16 protein-coding genes and 1 pseudogene are annotated in these 19,134 nt (G+C 73.4%); 5 read left to right on the forward strand and 12 right to left on the reverse strand.

The window, feature by feature from the left end:
• Positions 1–47: 47 nt before the first annotated feature.
• Together ACFVX6_RS05525 and ACFVX6_RS05530 are read right to left on the reverse strand one after the other, a co-directional pair.
• Entirely contained in the window at positions 48–1,445 is a 1,398-nt protein-coding gene (locus ACFVX6_RS05525; RefSeq protein WP_389688233.1) for a gluconate:H+ symporter, read from the reverse strand.
• A 59-nt stretch (positions 1,446–1,504) separates the two neighbouring features.
• On the reverse strand, positions 1,505–2,020 hold the full coding sequence (locus tag ACFVX6_RS05530; protein WP_389688235.1) for a gluconokinase: 516 nt from the start codon (positions 2,018–2,020) through the stop codon (positions 1,505–1,507).
• A 151-nt stretch (positions 2,021–2,171) separates the two neighbouring features.
• On the opposite strand from ACFVX6_RS05530, the gene ACFVX6_RS05535 reads away from it, so the two are divergent.
• Positions 2,172–2,900 (forward strand): FadR/GntR family transcriptional regulator, encoded by a 729-nt coding sequence (locus tag ACFVX6_RS05535; RefSeq protein ID WP_389688237.1) that lies wholly within the window; start codon positions 2,172–2,174, stop codon positions 2,898–2,900.
• Between the two features lie 107 nt (positions 2,901–3,007).
• Here the strand turns inward: ACFVX6_RS05535 and ACFVX6_RS05540 are convergent, their stop codons facing one another.
• Entirely contained in the window at positions 3,008–3,883 is an 876-nt protein-coding gene (locus tag ACFVX6_RS05540) for a helix-turn-helix transcriptional regulator (protein WP_389688239.1), read from the reverse strand.
• A gap of 137 nt (positions 3,884–4,020) precedes the next feature.
• Here ACFVX6_RS05540 and ACFVX6_RS05545 point away from each other — a divergent pair, with 137 nt between their 5' ends.
• Entirely contained in the window at positions 4,021–4,797 is a 777-nt protein-coding gene (locus ACFVX6_RS05545; protein WP_389688241.1) for an NAD(P)H-dependent oxidoreductase, read from the forward strand.
• Positions 4,798–5,073: 276 nt separating this feature from the next.
• Here ACFVX6_RS05545 and ACFVX6_RS05550 read toward each other — a convergent pair whose 3' ends face one another.
• The 4 genes from ACFVX6_RS05550 to ACFVX6_RS05565 all read right to left on the reverse strand — a co-directional run bounded on the left by ACFVX6_RS05550 (position 5,074) and on the right by ACFVX6_RS05565 (position 9,170).
• The gene (locus ACFVX6_RS05550; RefSeq protein ID WP_389688243.1) at positions 5,074–6,099 is read right to left on the reverse strand and encodes a phytase; all 1,026 of its coding nucleotides are present in this window, start codon (positions 6,097–6,099) and stop codon (positions 5,074–5,076) included.
• Positions 6,100–6,330: 231 nt separating this feature from the next.
• Positions 6,331–6,711 (reverse strand): VOC family protein, encoded by a 381-nt coding sequence (locus ACFVX6_RS05555; protein WP_267040513.1) that lies wholly within the window; start codon positions 6,709–6,711, stop codon positions 6,331–6,333.
• Between the two features lie 65 nt (positions 6,712–6,776).
• Positions 6,777–8,705: an ABC transporter ATP-binding protein gene (locus tag ACFVX6_RS05560; RefSeq protein ID WP_389688245.1), complete on the reverse strand. Its 1,929-nt coding sequence runs from the start codon at positions 8,703–8,705 to the stop codon at positions 6,777–6,779.
• 81 nt (positions 8,706–8,786) lie between these two features.
• Positions 8,787–9,170, reverse strand: a complete 384-nt coding sequence (locus ACFVX6_RS05565; protein ID WP_389688247.1) for a VOC family protein — start codon at positions 9,168–9,170, stop codon at positions 8,787–8,789.
• A gap of 136 nt (positions 9,171–9,306) precedes the next feature.
• Here ACFVX6_RS05565 and ACFVX6_RS05570 point away from each other — a divergent pair, with 136 nt between their 5' ends.
• A complete protein-coding gene (locus ACFVX6_RS05570; RefSeq protein WP_389688249.1) occupies positions 9,307–11,463 on the forward strand; it encodes an AMP-binding protein in 2,157 nt (718 codons plus the stop codon).
• A gap of 1,616 nt (positions 11,464–13,079) precedes the next feature.
• On the opposite strand, the pseudogene ACFVX6_RS05575 reads toward ACFVX6_RS05570, so the two are convergent.
• Positions 13,080–13,502: pseudogene (locus tag ACFVX6_RS05575) on the reverse strand (GNAT family N-acetyltransferase); the annotation flags it as partial.
• A gap of 105 nt (positions 13,503–13,607) precedes the next feature.
• Between ACFVX6_RS05575 and ACFVX6_RS05580 the strand changes: the two are divergent.
• Entirely contained in the window at positions 13,608–14,030 is a 423-nt protein-coding gene (locus ACFVX6_RS05580; protein WP_389688251.1) for a DUF350 domain-containing protein, read from the forward strand.
• 102 nt (positions 14,031–14,132) lie between these two features.
• Here the strand turns inward: ACFVX6_RS05580 and ACFVX6_RS05585 are convergent, their stop codons facing one another.
• From ACFVX6_RS05585 to ACFVX6_RS05600, 4 genes are all read right to left on the reverse strand, one after another.
• Positions 14,133–15,377: an acyltransferase gene (locus ACFVX6_RS05585; RefSeq protein ID WP_389688253.1), complete on the reverse strand. Its 1,245-nt coding sequence runs from the start codon at positions 15,375–15,377 to the stop codon at positions 14,133–14,135.
• Positions 15,374–16,417 carry an alpha/beta hydrolase gene (locus tag ACFVX6_RS05590; protein ID WP_389688255.1) on the reverse strand — a complete coding sequence of 348 codons (1,044 nt, stop codon included), beginning with the start codon at positions 16,415–16,417 and terminating at the stop codon, positions 15,374–15,376. Before ACFVX6_RS05590 ends, ACFVX6_RS05585 begins: the two co-directional genes overlap by 4 nt.
• 146 nt (positions 16,418–16,563) lie before the next feature.
• Positions 16,564–17,244 (reverse strand): response regulator, encoded by a 681-nt coding sequence (locus tag ACFVX6_RS05595; protein ID WP_389688257.1) that lies wholly within the window; start codon positions 17,242–17,244, stop codon positions 16,564–16,566.
• Positions 17,241–18,551 (reverse strand): sensor histidine kinase, encoded by a 1,311-nt coding sequence (locus ACFVX6_RS05600; RefSeq protein WP_389688259.1) that lies wholly within the window; start codon positions 18,549–18,551, stop codon positions 17,241–17,243. The genes ACFVX6_RS05595 and ACFVX6_RS05600 overlap by 4 nt, the downstream gene beginning before the upstream one ends.
• Positions 18,552–18,943: 392 nt before the next feature.
• Between ACFVX6_RS05600 and ACFVX6_RS05605 the strand changes: the two genes are divergently transcribed.
• Positions 18,944–19,134: hypothetical protein (locus ACFVX6_RS05605; protein ID WP_389688261.1), on the forward strand; the 191-nt coding region annotated here is incomplete at its 3' end.

A 19,134-nucleotide genomic window follows, 5' to 3' on the forward strand; every position in this document is an offset into this window, starting at 1 on the left:
GGGCTTGCGGCGGGGATTCGGCGGGGGAGCGGGCGGCGAGGGGTCGGTCAGAGGACCAGTGACAGCAGCAGGACGAAGCCCAGGCCGACCACCGAGATGATGGTCTCCATCACCGACCAGGTCTTCAGGGTCTGGCCGACCGTCATGCCGAAGTACTCCTTCACGAGCCAGAACCCGGCGTCGTTGACGTGGCTGAAGAACAGCGACCCCGCTCCGATGGCGAGCACCAGCAGGGCGGTCTCCGTGGAGGACATGCCCGCCGCGAGCGGGGCCACCAGGCCGGCCGCGGAGATGGTGGCGACCGTGGCCGAGCCCGTCGCCAGGCGGATGGCCACCGCGATGAGCCAGGCCAGCAGGAGGGTGGGTATCGCCCAGTTCTCGGACAGGTCCATGATCATCTGGCCGACACCCACGTCGATCAGCGTCGCCTTGAAACCACCGCCCGCACCCACGATCAGCAGGATGCCCGCGATCGGGGCCAGCGACTTCTCCACCGTCACGGACAGCCGCGCCTTGGTGAAGCCGGCCGCCCGGCCGAGGGTGAACATGCCCACGAGCACCGCCGCGAGCAGGGCGATCAGGGGTGAGCCGGCCACGTCGGTGACCCGCTGGACCGCATTGGCCGGGTCGTTGACCACGATGTCGACCAGGGCCTTCATCAGCATCAGGACCACCGGCAGCAGCACGGTGAAGACCGTCGCCCCGAAGCGCGGGCGGTGCTCCAGCTCGGCCGAGGGCCGCTGCGGGATCATGTGCTCGGGCGCCGGGATGTCCACCCAACGGGCCGCGTACCGGGAGAACACCGGACCCGCGATGACGACGGTCGGGACGGCGACGAGCACGCCGAGCGCGAGGGTGAGACCCAGGTTGGCGTGGAGGGCGTCGATGGCGACCAGCGGCCCGGGGTGCGGCGGGATCAGCCCGTGCATCACGGACAGGCCGGCCAGCGCGGGGATGCCGATCCGCATGAGCGAGTAGTTGCCCCGCTTGGCCACCAGCAGGACCACGGGGATCAGCAGCACGATGCCGACCTCGAAGAAGAGCGGGAGGCCGATCACCGAGGCGATCAGCACCATCGCCCACGGCATGGCCCGGCCCTTGGCGCGCGCCAGGATGGTGTCCACGATCTCGTCCGCGCCGCCCGAGTCGGCGAGCAGCTTCCCGAGGATGGCGCCGAGCGCGATGAGTACGCCGACGCCCGCGACGGTGGCGCCGAGCCCGGCCGTGAAGCTGGAGACGGTCTTGGCCAGGGGGGCGCCGGCGAACACCCCCAGGGCGAGCGAGCCGAGCGTCAGCGCCAGGAAGGCGTGCAGCTTGAGGCGGGTGATGAGCAGGACGATGACGGCGATGCCCGCGAGGACGGCTATCCCCAGCTGGGTGTTGCCGGCCGAGGTGATCGGCTCGGCGGCGGCCGCTGCCAGAGTCTCGACGCTGAGACTGGTCACGGTGACGGTTCCTTCGTTCTTGCGTGCGGGGCAGGGGGCGGGGTGTGGGGCCCGGGCGGCTACGCGGCCGGCGCCGGGAGGCGGCGCAGGGCGGCCAGCGCCCGTGCGGTGATCTCCTCCGGGGCTCCGGACACGTCGACGAGGACCCCCAGTTCGTCGTGCTGGAGCGGCTCCAGGGCGGCGAACTGCGAATCCAGCAGCGTGGTGGGCATGAAATGCCCCTTGCGCGCCGCCATGCGCTCCTCGATCAGCGGCCGGTCGCCGGTGAGGTGGACGAAGACGGTGTCCGGCGCGACGGCCCGGAGCCGGTCCCGGTAGGTCCGCTTGAGGGAGGAGGCGGAGACGACCCCACCGCCGACACGGGCCCGGTTGCGCATCCACTCGCCGATCGAGTCCAGCCAGGGCCGGCGGTCCGCGTCGTCCAGGGGGATGCCGGCGGACATCTTGGCGACGTTGGCCGCCGGGTGGAAGGCGTCGCCCTCCGCGTAGGGGAGGGCGAGCGCGTCGGCGAGCAGCCGGCCCACGGTCGTCTTTCCCGTCCCGGCCACGCCCATCACCACAATGACGCGCGTCATCGCGCACCTCTTTTTCGTTGTCCTTGTCCTCGTTGACATCGGCCCGGAAGGCCTGGGCACCACTGAAACGCATTACGTAGTACTTATTCAAGAGGTCATCGGTAAAACGTCACATCTTTTGTCTGTCTGGGCGTCACCGTACGCTTACGCCATGACCACTGAAGGGCCGGGCGGACCGGACGGGCCGGGCGGCCAAGGGCTCCACTCCCACGTACTGGACACACTCGGCCTGGCGATCACCGCGGGGGAGCATCCACCCGGCAGCGTGCTGCGCACGGACGAGATCGCCGAACGCTTCGGCGCCTCGCGGACCGTGGTCCGCGAGGTGGTCCGCGTACTGGAATCGATGCAGTTGGTCGAGTCCCGCCGCCGGGTCGGCGTCACCGTCCGCCCCACCGAGAAGTGGAACGTCTACGACCCGCGCGTCATCCGCTGGCGCCTCGCCGGCGCGGACCGCCCACGGCAGTTGCGCTCCCTCACCGTGCTGCGCTCGGCCATCGAACCGGCCGCGGCCGGACTCGCGGCGGTCCGGGCCACCCCGGAGCAGTGCGCCGATCTCACCGAGGCGGCCCTGGGCATGGTCCGCACCTCACGCGGCCACCAGCTCGACGGGTACCTCCACCACGACATCGCCTTCCACCGGATCGTGCTCAACGCCTCCGGCAACGAGATGTTCGCGCGGCTCGGCGATGTCGTCGCCGAGGTGCTGACCGGGCGCACCCGGCACGCGGTGATGTTCCACGACCCCGACCCGGCGGCCGTCACCCTGCACGTGCGGGTGGCCGAGGCCGTACGGGAGCGGGACGCGGCCGGCGCGGAGGCGCTGACGCGGCAGATCGCGGCGGGCGCGCTGGAGGAACTGGACGTGCTCGCACCGTAGGACGCCGGTCCGGTCCTGTCGTACCGGCTCCGTCGGCCTGTCCCGGTCCCGGTCCCTGTCCCGGTCCCGGTCCCGGTTCGGCGGGCGGGAGGGCGGGTCTCGTCTGGCTAGTCGCGCACCGGGGCGTTCACCGGCGGATGCGCATCGGCGCTGTCCGAGCTGTCCGCGTCGTCGGTGCTGACCGCTCCCAGCCCCGCGAGCAGGCGCAGCCCGTCCTCGGCGGGGCTGCCGGGGGCCGCGGACAGCACCAGCAGCTCCATGCCCGATTCGCCCGGCAGCGCGAAGTTCTCCTGGTGCAGTTCCAGCAGCCCGACCAGCGGGTGCCAGAACGTCTTGCGTCCGTGGGTGCGGGCGCGCACGTCCGCGCGGGCCCACAGTCGGCGGAAGCGCTCGCTGCCCATGGCCAGTTCGCCGATCAGCGAGGCCAGGCGGGGGTCGTCGGGGTACTGGCCGGCGGCCAGGCGCAGGTGCCCGACCACGTCGAGGGTGCAGTTCTCCCACTCCGCGTAGAGGCCGCGCTCGCCTTCCTCCAGGAAGAGGTGCCGGGCGATGTTCAGGCCCGGCATCGGCCGGGCGAAGAGGAGCCCGGCGAGGCGGTTTCCGGCGAGCGCGTTCAGGCGGTGGTCCATGATCAGCGCGGGTGCGCCGACGACGAGGTCGAGGACGCGCAGCACCTCCGGGCGGATCCTCCCGCCCGGCGCCTTCGCGCGGCGGCGGCGCTGCCGGGCGAGCCGGTAGAGGTGCTCCCGCTCGGTCTCGTCGAGGCCGAGGACGCGGGCGAGCGCGTCGAGCACCTGCTCGGAAGGCTGGGTCGCGCGGCCCTGCTCCAGCCGCACGTAGTAGTCGACGCTGACACCGGACAGGTGTGCGACCTCTTCGCGGCGCAGGCCTTCGACCCGGCGGCGGCTGTCGGTGGGTATGCCGACGGCCGCCGGGTCGACCCGAGCGCGTCGGGTCCGCAGGAAGCCCGCAAGATCGTCCATGGGTCAAGTATGGCTGCGGCGACGCCCGTGAGGGTGGCCCTGTGGGTACCAGGAACTCCGGTCCGATGGAAGGCGCGCCCCTGAACAGCGGGCGCCGCGGGGCCCAGGATCAGGGCATCCGATCCCGAGGAGTTCCCGTGAAGACGCTGATCGTCTACGCCCACCCCGAGCCGCAGTCGCTCAACAGCTCGCTGAAGGACCTGGCGGTGTCCACGCTCGAGGGCGCCGGGCACGAGGTGCGGGTGAGCGATCTGTACGCCATGAATTGGAAGGCGGTCGTGGACGCCGCGGACTACGGCCCCCACGCGTCGAGCCCGCTGAAGGTCGCCGTGGACTCGGGCCGGGCCTTCGACGCCGGGGCGCTCACCCCGGACGTGCTCGCCGAGCAGGAGAACCTGCTGTGGGCCGACACGATCATCTTCCAGTTCCCGCTGTGGTGGTACTCGATGCCCGCGATCCTCAAGGGCTGGGTGGACCGGGTGTTCACCTACCGCTTCGCGTACGGAGTCGGCGAGCACAGCGACACCAAGTACGGGGAGCGCTTCGGCGAAGGCACCCTCGCGGGCCGCAGGGCCCTGCTGTCGGTGACCGCCGGCGGCCCGGAGTCGCACTACGCCGCGCGCGGGATCAACGGCCCCATCGACGACCTGCTGTTCCCGATCCACCACGGGATCCTCTACTACCCCGGCATCGAGCCGCTGCCGCCGTTCGTGCTGTACGGCACCGACCGGATGAGCGGCGAGGACTACGCGGACGTGGCAAAGGCGTGGGTGGAGCGTCTGCTCACCCTGGAGTCGACCGAGCCCATCGCCTTCCGGCGGCAGAACTTCGGCGACTACGAGATCCCCTCGCTGCACCTGAAGGAGGGTCTGGAGCCCGCGGGGCGCGGGGGTTTCGGACTGCACGTGCGGTGACCGCTGGCCGCGGGGTGGACTGGTCGGGCAGGTTGGCCTGGCCTGGCCTGACCTGGCCTGGCCGGTCGGACGGGTTGGTCTGGCTGGGGGCCGGTACCCGGTGGGTTGGTGGGTTGGCTCGGGCCGGGCAGATCGGTCCGGCGTACCGGACGCCCGGAGGCCCCGCCGTCCGGCGTACGGGTACCGCGTGTCGTTGGACCAACTCGTTGACGCTGCGGCGGGCCGACGGGCCGGGCTGCCGCTCGCAGTCCGGCCCGTCGCGGCACCCCTCTGCGGTCAGGCGAAGTTCGCCGCGATGCGCTGGAGCGGGACGAACTTGAAGTTCTGGTTGCCGCTGGTGCCCGGGGCGCCGTTGGAGCCGTCCTGGCAGATGAAGGCACCCTGCGGGAAGGCCGGGCCGAGGTTGGCCGCGCTGGCGTCGATGCCGTCGGTGTCCTCGCAGTCGTCGGCCGCGGTGCCGCCCACGACCGAGAAGCGGCCCAGGTAGGCGTGGGTGGTGCGGTCGTAGACGGTGAAGTCGTTGCTGCCCTGGGAAGAGACGTAGATCCGGTTGCCGGCAGCGGTGATGCCTTCGGTGTCGGCGGTGATGTGACCGGCGGAGCCGGTGGAGTCGAGCTTGGTGCGGGTGGTTCCGGCGGTGGGCTCGGCGCCGTAGATCCAGACGCCGACGTCCTCCTCGCCGAGGTACAGCTTGCCGGTGGTGTCGTCGGCGTAGCAGCCCTCGACGGCGGAGCCCGCGTCCCACAGACGCACGGAGGTCGCGGTCACCGAGTCGCCGCTGACGGCGAGCTCCCACTGCTCGACGCGGCCGGAGGTGGAGTTGGGGAAGGCGTACAGCTTCCCGGAGGCCGGCGAGGTGTAGAGGCAGATGCCGTGGGCGGTGACCTCGGTGGGCACGTCCTTCAGACGCTTGAGCTGCCGGGTCGCGGGGTCGATGCGGTAGATGTGCATCGCGCCGTTGCCGCCGGCGGCCTCGTCGTCGGCGGTGACGACGATGTTGCCGCGCAGGTCGACGTTGTTGCCGTAGTCGCCGCTGATCCGCTGGATCCGGGCACCGGTCATGTCGTAGACCTCCAGCGCGCCCTTCTTGTCGGTGCCCACGACGACGGACTTGGCGGGGTCCGTGGGGTGGACCCAGATCGCCGGGTCGTCGGCGGCGTCGCCGCTGTGCGAGACGGGGGCGGTCTCCACCGTCGCGGTGACGGAGAAGGAGGCCGCGTGCGCGGGCGCGGCCGGTATGGCCAGGGCGGCCAGGACGGCGGCGGGGAGCACTGCTCGACGGGCGGAGGCGGTGAAGGACACCGGATTCCCTTCAGATCGGGGGGTGGAACAGAGGGAGGCTAGGCAGGCAGGGGGAGCCCGGCGTGAACGGCACCTGAACCGGGGAAGGCGAAGCCCGGACTGCGCGAACGCAGCCCGGGCGGGTGGAGCGGCGGAGGCTCGCGTCCGAGGGCTGCCTTCGGCGGCCCGAAGCGCAGTCGCGTCGCCTGCCTGTGGCCTCTGGGTCCCCGCACTGACACGTGCGGACAGGCCCTAGCCCGTCGAGGCCGTGCGCGGGGTGGTCTGCTGGACCGCCCAGCCGTTGCCGTCGGGGTCGGAGAAGTAGACGAAGGAGCCCCAGGGCATGTCCTCGATCTCCGTCACCTCGATGCCCCGGCCCTTGAGATCGGCGAAGGCCTCCTCGATGTCCGCGACCACGACCTGCATGTTGTCCAGCGAACCCGGTGTCATCCGGGTCAGGCCCTTGCCGATGGCGATCGAACAGGCCGAGCCCGGCGGGGTCAGCTGGACGAAGCGGATCTCCTCGCTGACCGTGATGTCGTGGTCGGCGTGGAAGCCGATGCGTTCGTAGAAGGCCTTGGCCCGGTCGATGTCGGTGACCGGTACGGCGACCAGTTCCAGTTTGATGTCCATCGGCTTCTCCTGACTCCGGTGTCCCAGTGCTGCCGGGAGGCCGGTGCCGACCGCCCCGTTGGCCATCATCCGCCGGAGACCGCCGCCGCGCCGCCCGGGACGGTCTGCGTCGCCGGCGTGTCCCCGTCCGGGCCGGACGCCGCGAACTGGGTGCGGTACAGCTCCTCGTACCGTCCGCCCACCGCCAGCAGCTCGGCGTGGGTGCCGCGTTCCACGATCCGGCCGTCCTCCACCACCAGGATCAGGTCGGCCGCCTGCACCGTCGACAGCCGGTGCGCGATCACCACGGCGGTCCGGCCCGACAGGGCCTCGGCCAGGGCCTCCTGGACGGCCGCCTCCGAGGTGGAGTCCAGGTGGGCGGTGGCCTCGTCCAGGATCACCACGCGCTGGCCGGCCAGCAGCAGCCGGGCGATGGTCAGCCGCTGGCGTTCCCCGCCCGAGAGCCGGTATCCGCGCTCGCCGACGACCGTGTCCAGCCCGTCCGGGAGCGAGGCCACGAGCCCGTCGAGACGGGACCGGCGCAGGGCCTCCCAGATCTCGTCCTCGCCCGCCTCCGGGCGGGCCAGCAGCAGGTTGGCCCGTACCGACTCGTGGAAGAGGTGGCCGTCCTGCGTGACCATGCCCAGCGTCTCGCGGATGGAGTCCGCGGTGAGGTCCCGTACGTCGACCCCGCCGAGGCGGACCGCGCCCGCGTCGGTGTCGTACAGCCGGGGCAGCAGCTGCGCGATGGTCGACTTGCCGGCGCCCGAGGAGCCGACCAGGGCGATCATCTGCCCGGGCTCGGCGCGGAAGGAGACCTCGTGCAGCACCTCGGTGCCGCCCCGCGCGTCGAGGGTCGCCACCTCCTCCAGGGAGGCGAGGGACACCTTGTCGGGGGAGGGGTAGCCGAAGGAGACCTTGTCGAACTCGACCGCCACCGGACCCTCGGGCACCCGGCGGGCGTCCGGCTTCTGTGAGATCAGCGGCTTCAGGTCGAGGATTTCGAAGACCCGCTCGAAGCTGACCATCGCGCTCATCACCTCCACCCGCGCCCCGGCGAGCGCGGTCAGCGGCGCGTACAGCCGGGTCAGGAGCAGGGCGAGCGCGACCACCGAGCCCGCGTCCAGGGTGCCGGCGAGCGCGTAGTGGCCGCCGAGCCCGTACACGAGCGCCAGGGCCAGCGCGGAGACCAGGGTGAGGGCGGTGATGAAGGCCGACTGCGCCATCGCCGTCCGGATCCCGATGTCACGCACCCGGGCGGCGCGCGCCGCGAACTCCGCCGACTCCTCGTCGGGCCGCCCGAACAGTTTGACGAGCGTGGCCCCCGGCGCCGAGAAGCGCTCGGTCATCTGCGTCCCCATCGAGGCGTTGAGGGCCGCAGCCTCCCGCTGCAGGGCCGCCATCCGCACCCCCATCCGGCGGGCGGGCAGCACGAACACCGGCAGGAGCACGAGGGCCAGCAGGGTGATCTGCCAGGAGATGCCCAGCATCACGGTCAGGGTCAGCAGCAGCGTCACGGTATTGGACACCACCCCGGACAGGGTGTTGCTGAACGCCCGCTGCGCGCCGATCACGTCGTTGTTGAGCCGGCTGACCAGTGCCCCGGTGCGGGTCCGGGTGAAGAACGCCACCGGCATCCGCTGCACGTGGTCGAAGACCGCCGTCCGCAGATCCAGGATCAGCCCCTCACCGAGGGTGGACGACAGCCGGCGCAGGACCAGCCCCAGCCCCGCCTCCGCGACCGCGATCAGCGCGATCAGCAGGGCGAGGCGGGTGACCGTACCGCCTTCGCGGCCCTCGACGATCGAGGTGACCACGCGGCTCGCGAGCACCGGGGTGGCCACCGCGAGCAGCGCGGTCACCACGCTGAGCAGCAGGAAGAACGTCAGCCCGCGCCGGTGCGGGCGGGCGAAGGCGGCGATCCGGCGCAGTCCGGCCCGCGAGAGCGGCCGCCGGTCCTGCTGGGCGTTGATCGCGCTGTGGAGCGAGGTCCAGGCGGTGACTTCCATATCCATGAGTCGAACGGTAGGACCTCAACCAAACTTCAGGTCAAGGGGCAGGTGGCCCTGGGGTGACCAGGAACCCTGTTCGACAGCTCAGTCGAGGCAGAAGATGTTCTCCTCGGGATCGGTCATCACGATGATCCCTTCGTTCTCCTCGTCGGACTCCAGGCGGTACAGCCGCTTCGCGCCCAGCTCCTCCAGTCGGGCGGCCTCCACCTCCAGCGCGGCCATCCGCTCGTCCCCCTTCAGACCGGGTGCCGAGCGCACGTCCAGGTGCAGGCGGTTCTTCGCCGCCGTGTTGCCCTCCGGGACCCTCTGGAAGTAGAGCCGCGGCCCCTTGCCGTCCGGATCCGAAATGGCCGCCCAGTCGGCGGAGCCCCCCGAGGGCTGGACGCGATAGCCCAGCGCCTGCCCCCAGAACTCTGCCTGTGCGCCCGGATCGGCGCAGTCGTACGTCACCTGGAATTCCTTGGCCATGTGGCCTCCGACCATTCGAAACCTGTCCACCGGCACCAGTCGGCACCAGCGCAGGAGGATAGTGGATCAACCGTCGCTCGTACGAGGGATTTTCGCAGCCCTCGTGCCTGTCGGTGCCCGGTGCCAGAATCGGCCCATGACGCAGGGATCAGAGCCCTTCACGCACTCCGGCCGACACGCCGGCGACACCGTTCTCTCCCGCTTCGAACGCTGGGCCCGCGACACCCCGGGAGCCCAGGCCGTGGCCGCGGGCACCGAGAGCCTCACCTACGGACAACTCGACGCACGCGCCAACCAGTCGGCCCGCCACCTGCTCGACTGCGGACTGCCCGAACGGGCCGTCGTCGCCGTGTGCTCCGCCCCGCGGGCCGAGCTCGTCGTCCTCCTCCTCGGCATCCTCAAGGCCGGCGCCGCCTACACCGTCATCGCCGTCGACAACCCGCGCACCGGGCAGCGCCAGCTCGCCGCCGCCCGTCCCTTCGCCCTGCTCGCCGACGCCGCGGACGAGGCCCGCCTCGACGACGGCGGCGACCTGCGGGTGATCCGCACCGGCGGGCCGCACGCGGTCGCCACGGCCGGGCTGTCCACCGACCCGCCGGACCGGGCACCGCGGGGAGACGCGGCCGCCGTGTTGTTCACCGGGAGTACGGACCGGCGGGCCGTACCGCTCTCCCACGAACGGCTGCTCGCCGCCCACGAAGGGTGGGCCCGGGTCGCGGGGCCGGTACCCGAGGACCGGCACCTGATCACCGCCGCCCCGGACCTCACCGGCTTCGCCGCGGGATGGACGCGGGCCCTGTGCGAGGGCGGCGCCCTCGTCCTGCCCGAAGGCCCGCGCTGGACGCCGGAGTCGCTGCGCCGCGCCGTCGACGCCCAGCGGGTCACCGTCCTGCACACCGACCCGGGCACCGCCACCCAGCTCCTCGTACGCGACCGGGAGGCTTCCCTGTCACGAACCTTGCACCGCCCCGACGAGGGGCTGCGGTCCCTGCGCATGGTCACGGTCGCCGGCGACCGCCTCTACCTCGACGAGCAGGCCGCCCTGCTCGCCAGGCTGCGGCCCGGCGCCCGGCTTCTCAACGTCTACGGACCCACCGAAGCGGCCGGCATCGGCGCCCGGTTCGAACTCCCGCAGCTCGCAGCCCCCTTGGACGGAGCCGAGGAGCTCTCGCTGATCGGAACCGCCTTCCCCGGCTGCCGACTGGACGTACGCGACGGGGAGATCCACCTCACCGTGCCCGGCGGCGGCGAACCGGTCCCGACCGGGGACCTCGGAGTACTGCGCCCCGACGGACTGCTGGAGTTCCGCGGCCGGATCCGCGACCGGCTCACCGCGGACGGCAAGGCCTTCGACCCGCATCCCGTCGAGTCCGCGATCCGCAGCCACGAAGCGGTCGGCGCCGCGCTCCTGGCCGAGGTCAACGGCGCCGGTACGGGCGTGAACGCGCGGCCGGTGCTCGTCGCCTTCCTCGCCCCGGCCGCGGAGAACGACACCTGGCCCCCGGGCTCCGACCTTCCCGACAGCGGGGAGCTCCGGCGCCACCTGGCGGGCAGGCTCCCGGGGGCCATGATGCCGGGCGCCGTGTTCCGGCTGCCCAGGATGCCCCGGGACAGGGCGGGCCGCGAGCAGCGGGCCGCGCTCCCGATGCCGCCGGGACGCGCCGGGGGCGAGCGCAGCGGGCCGGAGCGCGGCGGGGGCGGGGGCAAGTACGGCGGCAGGTACGCGGGAGGGGGCTCGGGGCCCGATGCCGCCGGATGGGCCGGCGTCATCTTCTTCATCGCGGTCGGGCTGGTCCTGGTGGCGGGATTCACCATGATCCTGACCTTGATCTTCTGGCCCGGTTCCACGGACCTCACCGGCGTGCCGAACCCGTACGCGACGCTCTTCTTCCTCCTCTACATGTGCGAATGCTGGGCGTTCGCGGCCGGTGTGTGGTTCCTGTTCGCCGGGCGGTCCCGGATGCGCCGCCGCGGGCGCCGCGGCCCCCGCATCACTGCGGCCGCCCATCTGGCGATCGTCTACCTGCTGGCCGCCTGGTGGCCGCAGGACAACTTCTACCGGCTCGCGGCCAAGCAGGACTGGCCCCAACAGGCCGCGCTCGTCTACGCCTTCAACATCCCGCTGATGATCTGCGCCGGGATCGTGGCGGTCTACGTCTCGCGTCCGCCGCTCAGCGTCTTCGACGAGGACCTGGACCCGGCGTTGGTGGCGGCGTCGGTGGCGGCATCGGTTCCGGCGCAGGCGTCTGCGTCGGCCCGGGACAGGGCCCGGGCCACCGATCCGGCCGGCTGAGTCCCGTACGCCTGAGCCCCGTACGCCTGAGCCCCGTGCGTCTGAGCCCCGTACGGCCGAGTTCGGGCCTCCCGAACCCCGTCCGGCTGCTCGAACATCGCCCCGACGGACAGCGCCTCCGCCCGCACCAGCCGCTCGGCCGCGTCCAGCAGCTCCCTGCCGGTCGCGGCCACCAGGGCGCCCATCCAGGGCGCCGGTTCGAAGGCTCCGGTGGGGATGGCGGGGAGGAACACCGCGCCCATCGCGGCGCACCGGCGGGACAGCCGCTCGCACAGTTCGTCGAAGGTCGCCTCCGGCAGCCGGGCTCCGAGCTCCACCCGGTCGGCGATCCGTACGAAGTGCCCCGTGCCCCGCAGTTCGTCGAGCCGGGCCGCCACCACGAAGGCGACTGACGGCCCGGTCAGGCGCAGGTTCGTCTCCGTCGGGGCGAGCCGACCCGCGCCGTCGGCGACGAAGTCCACGTCGAACCAGCCCCGGTAGCCCGCAGCCGACAGCTCCGTGCCCACCGCCCGGCCGAAGGCCAGCAGTGGTTCCTCCGCCCATCCGGGTACCACCCCCGGCCCCACCGTGGCGCCGCGGTACCCGCCGTCCGCCACGTCCATCACCGCCCCGCCGACTTCGTGGACCCGGCCCCCCGCGTCCACGAACCCGTCGTACGTGAGGTCGCGCGGCTCGGCCGGATCCGCCGGACCGCGTACGTACTCCTCCACCAGCAGCGGCCCGCGCGGCAGCGCCCGGACCACCGCCCGGGCCCCGCCCGCCGCACGGACCCGCTCGGGGGTCATCACCGTGGTACCCGAGCCTCCGACGCCGTGCTCCGATTTGAGAACGGTGCTCTCGCCCGCCCTGGTCCGGGACGCCAGCAGCCGGACCGCGGCCCATCGGGTGGCCGCCCGCCACTGCGCGGGCAGCGTGATCGCGGGGTGCCCGCCCTCCGCGAGGATCCGGCCGAACAGCCCGTGCGCCGCCGACTTCGACTCGTACCGCAGCTCGTCCGGCCGCCAGGGCCGCCGCGCCAGCCGCGCGAAGGGGGCGGTCAGGCCCCACGGCACGAGGGGCGCCCCGGTCCCGGTCAGCCGCGCGGCCAGCGCCGGGCGGGCCCGTACGGCGTCCGACAGGCCCGGATCACGGTCCGTGAGCCCGTCGTACACCTCCACCCCGGCGGGCCAGTCCAGTTGGCGCCCGAGCAGGGAGATCCAGCCCGGCGGCACGGGGCGCGGCAGCACCAGCGCGGCCGGCCGCGGACTGTAGAAGGCGGCCAGGCAGGCGTAGTGGTGGGCGGCCCGCTGCTCCCGGTCCAGGGAGGCGTCCGCGAACTGTGCGTTGTACTCGGCGACATTGCCCACGTGCACGGCCGCCCCGCCGCCCGTCCAGGCCCGCGCCCAGCCGGCGAGGGGCACGGGCGCCACCTCGAACCGCACCAGCCCGCCGACGGCGTCCGGATCAGGTGCCGGCGCAGGTGCAGGCGGAGGATCCGGCTCCGGCCCAGGCTCCGAATCAGGCCCCGGCCCCGGCTCCGGCCCAGGCTCGGGATCAGGCCCCAGCTCCGGCTCCGGCCCCGGCTCCGGCTCCGGCCCAGGCTCCGGATCAGGCCCCGGATCCGATTCCGAGCTGGAGGCCACCGCCCCCATCGCCCGGTAGAAGCCTGCGGCGTGCGGGTCGGCGTCGATCAGGAGCCGGCGGAAGCCGAGTCCGGCGGCGCGCCGCAGCACGTCCCGGTACAGCAGGCGGCCCACACCTCCGCCGATGGCGGCCGGTTCGACGAAGAGCAGCCCCAGCCGCCCGAACGGCGGCTCCCCGTCGAGGGAGGCGAGCCCGAGCACGCGGGCCGGGCCGTCGCCGGACCGGGAGCCGGCAGCCCCGGCCGCGCCCTCGGCGACCACGATCCGCCGCCGCACCTCGTCCCCGGGCCCGATCCGCAACTCCGGCGCGCACGCGGCAAGGAACTCCGCCCCGTACCCCCAGTGGGCCTTGGACCGCATGACCAGCCTCGTCAGCTCCGCGGCCTCCCCGGCCCGCGCGGCCCTGAGCTCTGCCATTTCCTGACCTCCCCATGGTCGGGTGCCATGCCGTGCGATAGATTCGGCCACCGCGACGACAGGCACCCGACGTACTTCCTACCCCACCCCGGAGACGGCTTCCCAATGAGCGACATCATCAACGGACTTGGCCGCACCACCGCATTCGGCGGCGTCGGCCTGGTGCTGCTCATCCTCGGCATCGTCCTGGTGGACGTGCTGACCCCCGGCAAGCTGCCGAAGCAGATCTGGGAAGAGCGCAACCGCAACGCCTCCGTGCTGCTGTCCTCGGCGCTGCTCGGCATCGGCGGCATCGTCTTCACCTCGATCTGGACCACGTACGACAGCTTCGGCAAGGGCCTGCTCTCCACGGCGGCGTTCGGAATCCTCGGTCTGGTCCTGATGGCCGTGGCCTTCCTGGTACTGGACCTGGTGACCCCGGGCAAGCTCGGCGCCATCGTGGTCGACCCCGAGCCGCACCCCGCGGTGTGGGTGACGGCCTCCTGCAACCTCGCGGTCGCCGCGATCGTCGCCGCTTCCATCGCCTGACGCTCACCGAGGCGCACTGAGGCTCACACCGAGATCGCGCGAGAGCGCCGCTCCCCGAGGGGAGCGGCGCTCTCGTTTCGTACGGGTGCTCCGGCCGCCGCTCTACGCCAACCCCAGCGCGAACACCGCGAACCCGGCCGCCAGCAGGCCCGCCACCGTCCGGCGCACCGCAGTGGCCCGGGTCCAGGGCTGCTCGAACCGACGCGCGTACCGGGCGATGCCGACCAGCAGCGCCGCGAACACCGGCATCCACGCCAGCCGCGCCACGATCCACCCGACACTGTCCGGCGCCGTCGTCAGCCCGGCCAGCCCGCCCGCGAAGGACCCCGGGACGGCGGCCGCCAGCATCGCCGTCTGGTGCCAGCACAGGATCGTCATGGCGCACAGGTTGATCACGACCACCGGCGCCCACACCAGCGGCCGGGCCAGCAGCCGCGCCAGCCGGTCCCGCAGCAGGATCGCCGCGCCCGACTGGGCCGCAGCCAGGGCCAGTACCAGCAGCGACGGCGGATGCGAGTTGGTCCGGGCCTCGCCCGGCACGCCGACCATCGAGGCCGGGTAGTGGAAGACCATCAGCAGGGCCGCGAACAGCACACCCCCGCCCGCCAGCAGCAGCCACCCCCCGCGCCGCCCGATCCGGCCCTCGCCCCAGTCCACGCCGAGCTGGTACGCGAACAGCCAGCCCGGCAGGATGTTCACCAGCGCCACCCACCCGGGCACCGAGTCCGCGAAGGGCCCGTAGCGCAGGAAGTCCACCACGGCGACCGAGGCGAGCAGCGGGGCCGCCGCCCAGCCGCCGAGCCGGTGCGCGGCGCGCACGCAGTACGGGGTCAGCGCGGTGACCACCACGTACACCCCGACGAACCACAGCGGCTGGATCACCAGCTTCGCCCCGGTCCGCAGGGTGGCCTCGGGCACCCCGGCGGCGTACAGCACGGGCGCGGCCAGCGCCCACACCGCCGTGACCCCGAGCACCGGCCGCCCCAGCCGGGCGATCCGGCCCTTCAGCCAGGCCCCGGCCGATCCGGTGCGCCGGCGGAAGGAGAGCGCCGAGGCGTAGCCGCCGACCAGGAAGAAGACGCCGAGCATCTGCAGCACCCAACTGGCCGGGGCCAGAGCGCCGAAGGCGGAGAGGGGGCTCGCGTTGTGCAGGGCCCTGTCGGAGTCGAGGGTGAACCCGCCGAGCAGCCAGTGCCCGGTCGGCACGGCCAGCAGGGCAAGCGCCCGCAGCCCGTCGATCGCCCGGTCCCGGTGGGCGGGCGTCTTCGCGTCGATCCGGCCGGCGGCCGCCCGCGCCTTGGCGAGGATGCCCGGCGCGCCGGCCGGCCTGGTCTGCAGCGTGCTCATCGGGCCGCTCCCGTCGCGATCGCGGCGAAGGCCTTCAGGGACCGGGTGCCGGGGGTGAAGTAGCCGGTGTGGCCCGCCACGTCGGTGGCGTCGATCCGGCGGGCGCCGAAGGCCGCCGAGGTGGGATCGGCTCCGTGGCCGAGCCCGGCGAACTCCACGTTGGGCACGTCGGAGATCCAGTCGGAGGGCCCGCGCGCCGCCCATACCCGGGCCTCGGTGTGCAGTCCCGCGACGCTGTCGGCCCGCATCCCGGGGGAGCCGAAGGCGACGATGTCGGTGGCGTCCGTGTGCCGGGCCGCCAGCCCGCAGACCACCGAGCCGTAGCTGTGGCAGAACAGCACCGGGTCGGGCGAGCCGACCGCTTCGAGCCCCTCGGTGAACCGGGCGAGCCGGACCCCGCCCGCCTCCGCCAGCCGCCCGCGGGCGGTGTCCAGCCCCATCCCGACGGGCGTGGTGTAGCCGGTCCACGCGATGACGGCGGCCGTCTCCCCGGTCGCGGACCGCAGGGAGCGGGCCATGCCCGCCGGACCGGTGTTCGCGGCCCGCGGGCGGTCGTAGCCGGTGGCGTCGTTGTCCGAGCCCGGCACGATCACCGATACGTGCGCGGACCGCTCCAGGTCCCCGAACACCTCGGCGACGGTGCCCCGTCCGCGCGGGTCGAAGGCCAGGATCTGCCGGCCGGGCGCGGCCAGGGAGGCGAAGCGGGGCTCACCGGTCGCCCGCACGGCCAGCCGGTTGGCCTCGTACCGCAGCGGGAGCGGAGCCCCGTCCAGATTCCCCACCACGAGCGGGTGGGCCCGTACGAGGTCCCGCGCCCGGGGCGCGTCCAGCCCGGCGAAGAACCGCGCGACCTCCGACGGCGTCGCCCGCGCCGGGTCCGGCAGCGGCCGCCCGGACACCGTGTCGGCCCGCCAGGCGGCGGTGCCCGGCGGCGGGCCGGTGACCGCGGTCTGGGCGTCCGCGGAGGCCCATCCCGCGGTGCCGGCGACGACGGCCGCCGCCAGTGCGGCCGTGACCAGTGTCCTTGCGAAGCGGCGCATGCCCCTTCTCCTCTCCTCGTGACGAGGAGGAAGGTAAGAAGGAGGTGGCGCACCGGGCGTCGCACCGTGGAGCCAAGTCGGATGTCATACCCCGGTAGGGGGTGGAGGAGGCCCGGCGGGTGGGGAGGCGGCGGGTGGGAGGCGGATCAGCCGCCGTCGCCCGGCCGCACCAACCCCGCCTCGTAGGCGAAGATCACGGCCTGGGCCCGGTCGCGCAGGTCCAGCTTGCCCAGCACCCGCCCGATGTGCGTCTTGACCGTCTGTTCGGCGAGCACCAGATGACCGGCGATCTCCTGGTTCGACAGCCCGCGCGCGATCAGCTCCAGCACCTCGGTCTCCCGCGGGGTCAGCCCGTTCAGCCGCAGCGCGGGATCGCGGCGCGGCGCGGGCCGCCGCTCGACGAAGTCCGCGATCAGCCGCCGGGTCACCGAAGGAGCCAGCAGCGCCTCGCCCGAGGCGACCACCCGGACCGCCGCGATCAGATCCGCCGGCGGGGCGTCCTTCAGCAGGAAGCCGGAGGCCCCCGCGCGCAAGGCCTCGTACACGTAGTCGTCGATGTCGAAGGTGGTCAGCATCAGCACCTTCGGCCGGTGCACCACCCCCGGCGGGGGATCGAGCAGCTCGCGGGCGGCGCTGAGCCCGTCCATCTCCGGCATCCTGACGTCCATCAGCACCACGTCGGGGTGGACGGTGCGGGAGACCTGGATCCCCTGGCGTCCGTCGGGCGCCTCGCCCACCACGTCGATGTCGGCCTGCGCCGACAACAGTGCGGCGAAACCCGCCCGCACCATGGCCTGGTCGTCGACGATGATCACGCGGATGGTCAACTTGGTTCCTCGGGAGCGGTGTTGATGGGCATGCGGGCGGCGACCCGGAAGCCGCCGTCGGGCAGCGGACCGGTGTCCAGCGTCCCGCCCGTCAACCGTACGCGTTCCCGCATCCCCACCAGCCCGTGCCCGGTGCCCGAAGTCTCCACCGCCACCACCGCGTCCCGCGCCGGGCCGTTGACCACCAGCACGAGGAGCTCCTCCTCGTCGAAAGTCACCGAGACCCGCGTCGGAGCACCCGGCGCGTGCCGCACCACATTGGCCAGCGCCTCCTGGACGATCCGGTACGCCGACAGGTCCACGGCCGGCGGCGCCGCCCCGGCCGCGCCCGCGGCCAGCGCCAACTCCACCGGCTGCCCGGCCCGTACGGTCGCCTCCACCAGCTGCTGCAACCGGCCGAGCCCCGGCTGCGGGGTCCGGTCGGCGCCGTTCGTCTCGTCGCCGCGCAGCACCGTCAGCAGCCGCCGCATCTCGCCGAGCGATTCGCGCGCGCTCGACGCGATGGCGGCGAACTCCTCGCGCACGGGCTCCGCCATGCCGGGCAGCCGGTACGGCGCCGAATCCGCCTGCACCGTGATCACCGACATGTGGTGGGCCACCACATCGTGCAACTCCCGGGCGATCCGCGCCCGTTCCTCCAGCAAGGTGCGCCGGGCGCGTTCGGCCTCGCTGATGCTCTCCTGCTCGGCGATCTTCTGGCGTGCGTCGCCGAGCCCGCGCAGTGCTCCCGTCAGCGCGAGCATCACCCCGGCCAGGACGAACAGCAGGGCCACGGTGTTGGTCACGCCGTCCGGCTCGAAGGCGGTCAGCAGCGCCCCGATCACTCCGGTCGCCAGCCACACCCCGACCAGGGTCCGGATGGACTCGCGCAGCCCCAGGCAGGCCATCAGCACCAGGTAGCCGATGATCACCATCGGGGTCCAGGGCCAGGCGTGCCCGGCCACCCGGTCGGCCTGGGTCAGTACGGCGGCCCCCACCGTGTCGGCGACCAGCACCATGCCCCACGCGGTGAGCGGCCGGGTCACGGCGAGCAGCAGCGGCAGGGTCTGGGCCACGCCCAGCGCCCCGGCCCAGCCGCCGCCCGCCTTGTAGTCGTTGGTCAGCACCGCGATCGTCACCGGCAGCAGCGTCATCACGCACACGGCGGTCACGGCGTACGGCAGCATCCGCTGCCAGGCCTCGGGCGCCTGCGCGAGCAGGGGCTCGGCCGCCCGCGCGGGCGTACGCAACGCAACGGCGAACCGACCCGGCACGCGGGGCCCTCGCGGCGCGGGGGAGGCGGGGGCGGCGCCCGGGCCGACCGGCACGGTCCGGGGCGTCGAGCCGGGCGTGGACCCATGCGGGGATCCAGGCGTGGATCCGGGCGGGGACGCATGCGGCGATCCGGACGTGGATCCGGGCGGGGACGCATGCGGCGATCCGGGCGGGGACGGGGACGGGGACCGGGATCCGAGCCGGGCTCGGAAGAGGGATCGGAAACGGGATCGGGCTCGCTCGCTCATGATCGGCCCAGCGTATGCGCCCGCGGCCCGCCCGGTCCTCGGCCGACGCTCACCGGCCGCCCGGGTCTCCCCGACCTGCCGCGGCCGCTGGGGACGGGATCCGGCAGCGGTTCCGTCACCGCCACGGGGTCTGCCACCGGGTCCACCACCGGGATCGGGCCGGGCCCCGTCACCGGGGCCGGCACGGGGATGGGCACTTGGTCCGGCACCTGGTCCGGGTCCGGGTTCGGCACCTGGTCCGGGTCGGGGTCCGGCACCTGGTCAGGGTCCGGGTCTGGGACCGGGACCGGCATCGGCACCTGGTCAGGGTCCGGGTCTGGGACCGGGACCGGCATCGGCACCTGGTCAGGGTCCGGGTCCGGGACCGGGACCGGCATCGGCACCTGGT

It is taken from the genome of Streptomyces sp. NPDC058289, assembly GCF_042880975.1.
Classification (GTDB): domain Bacteria; phylum Actinomycetota; class Actinomycetes; order Streptomycetales; family Streptomycetaceae; genus Streptomyces; species Streptomyces stoeckheimensis.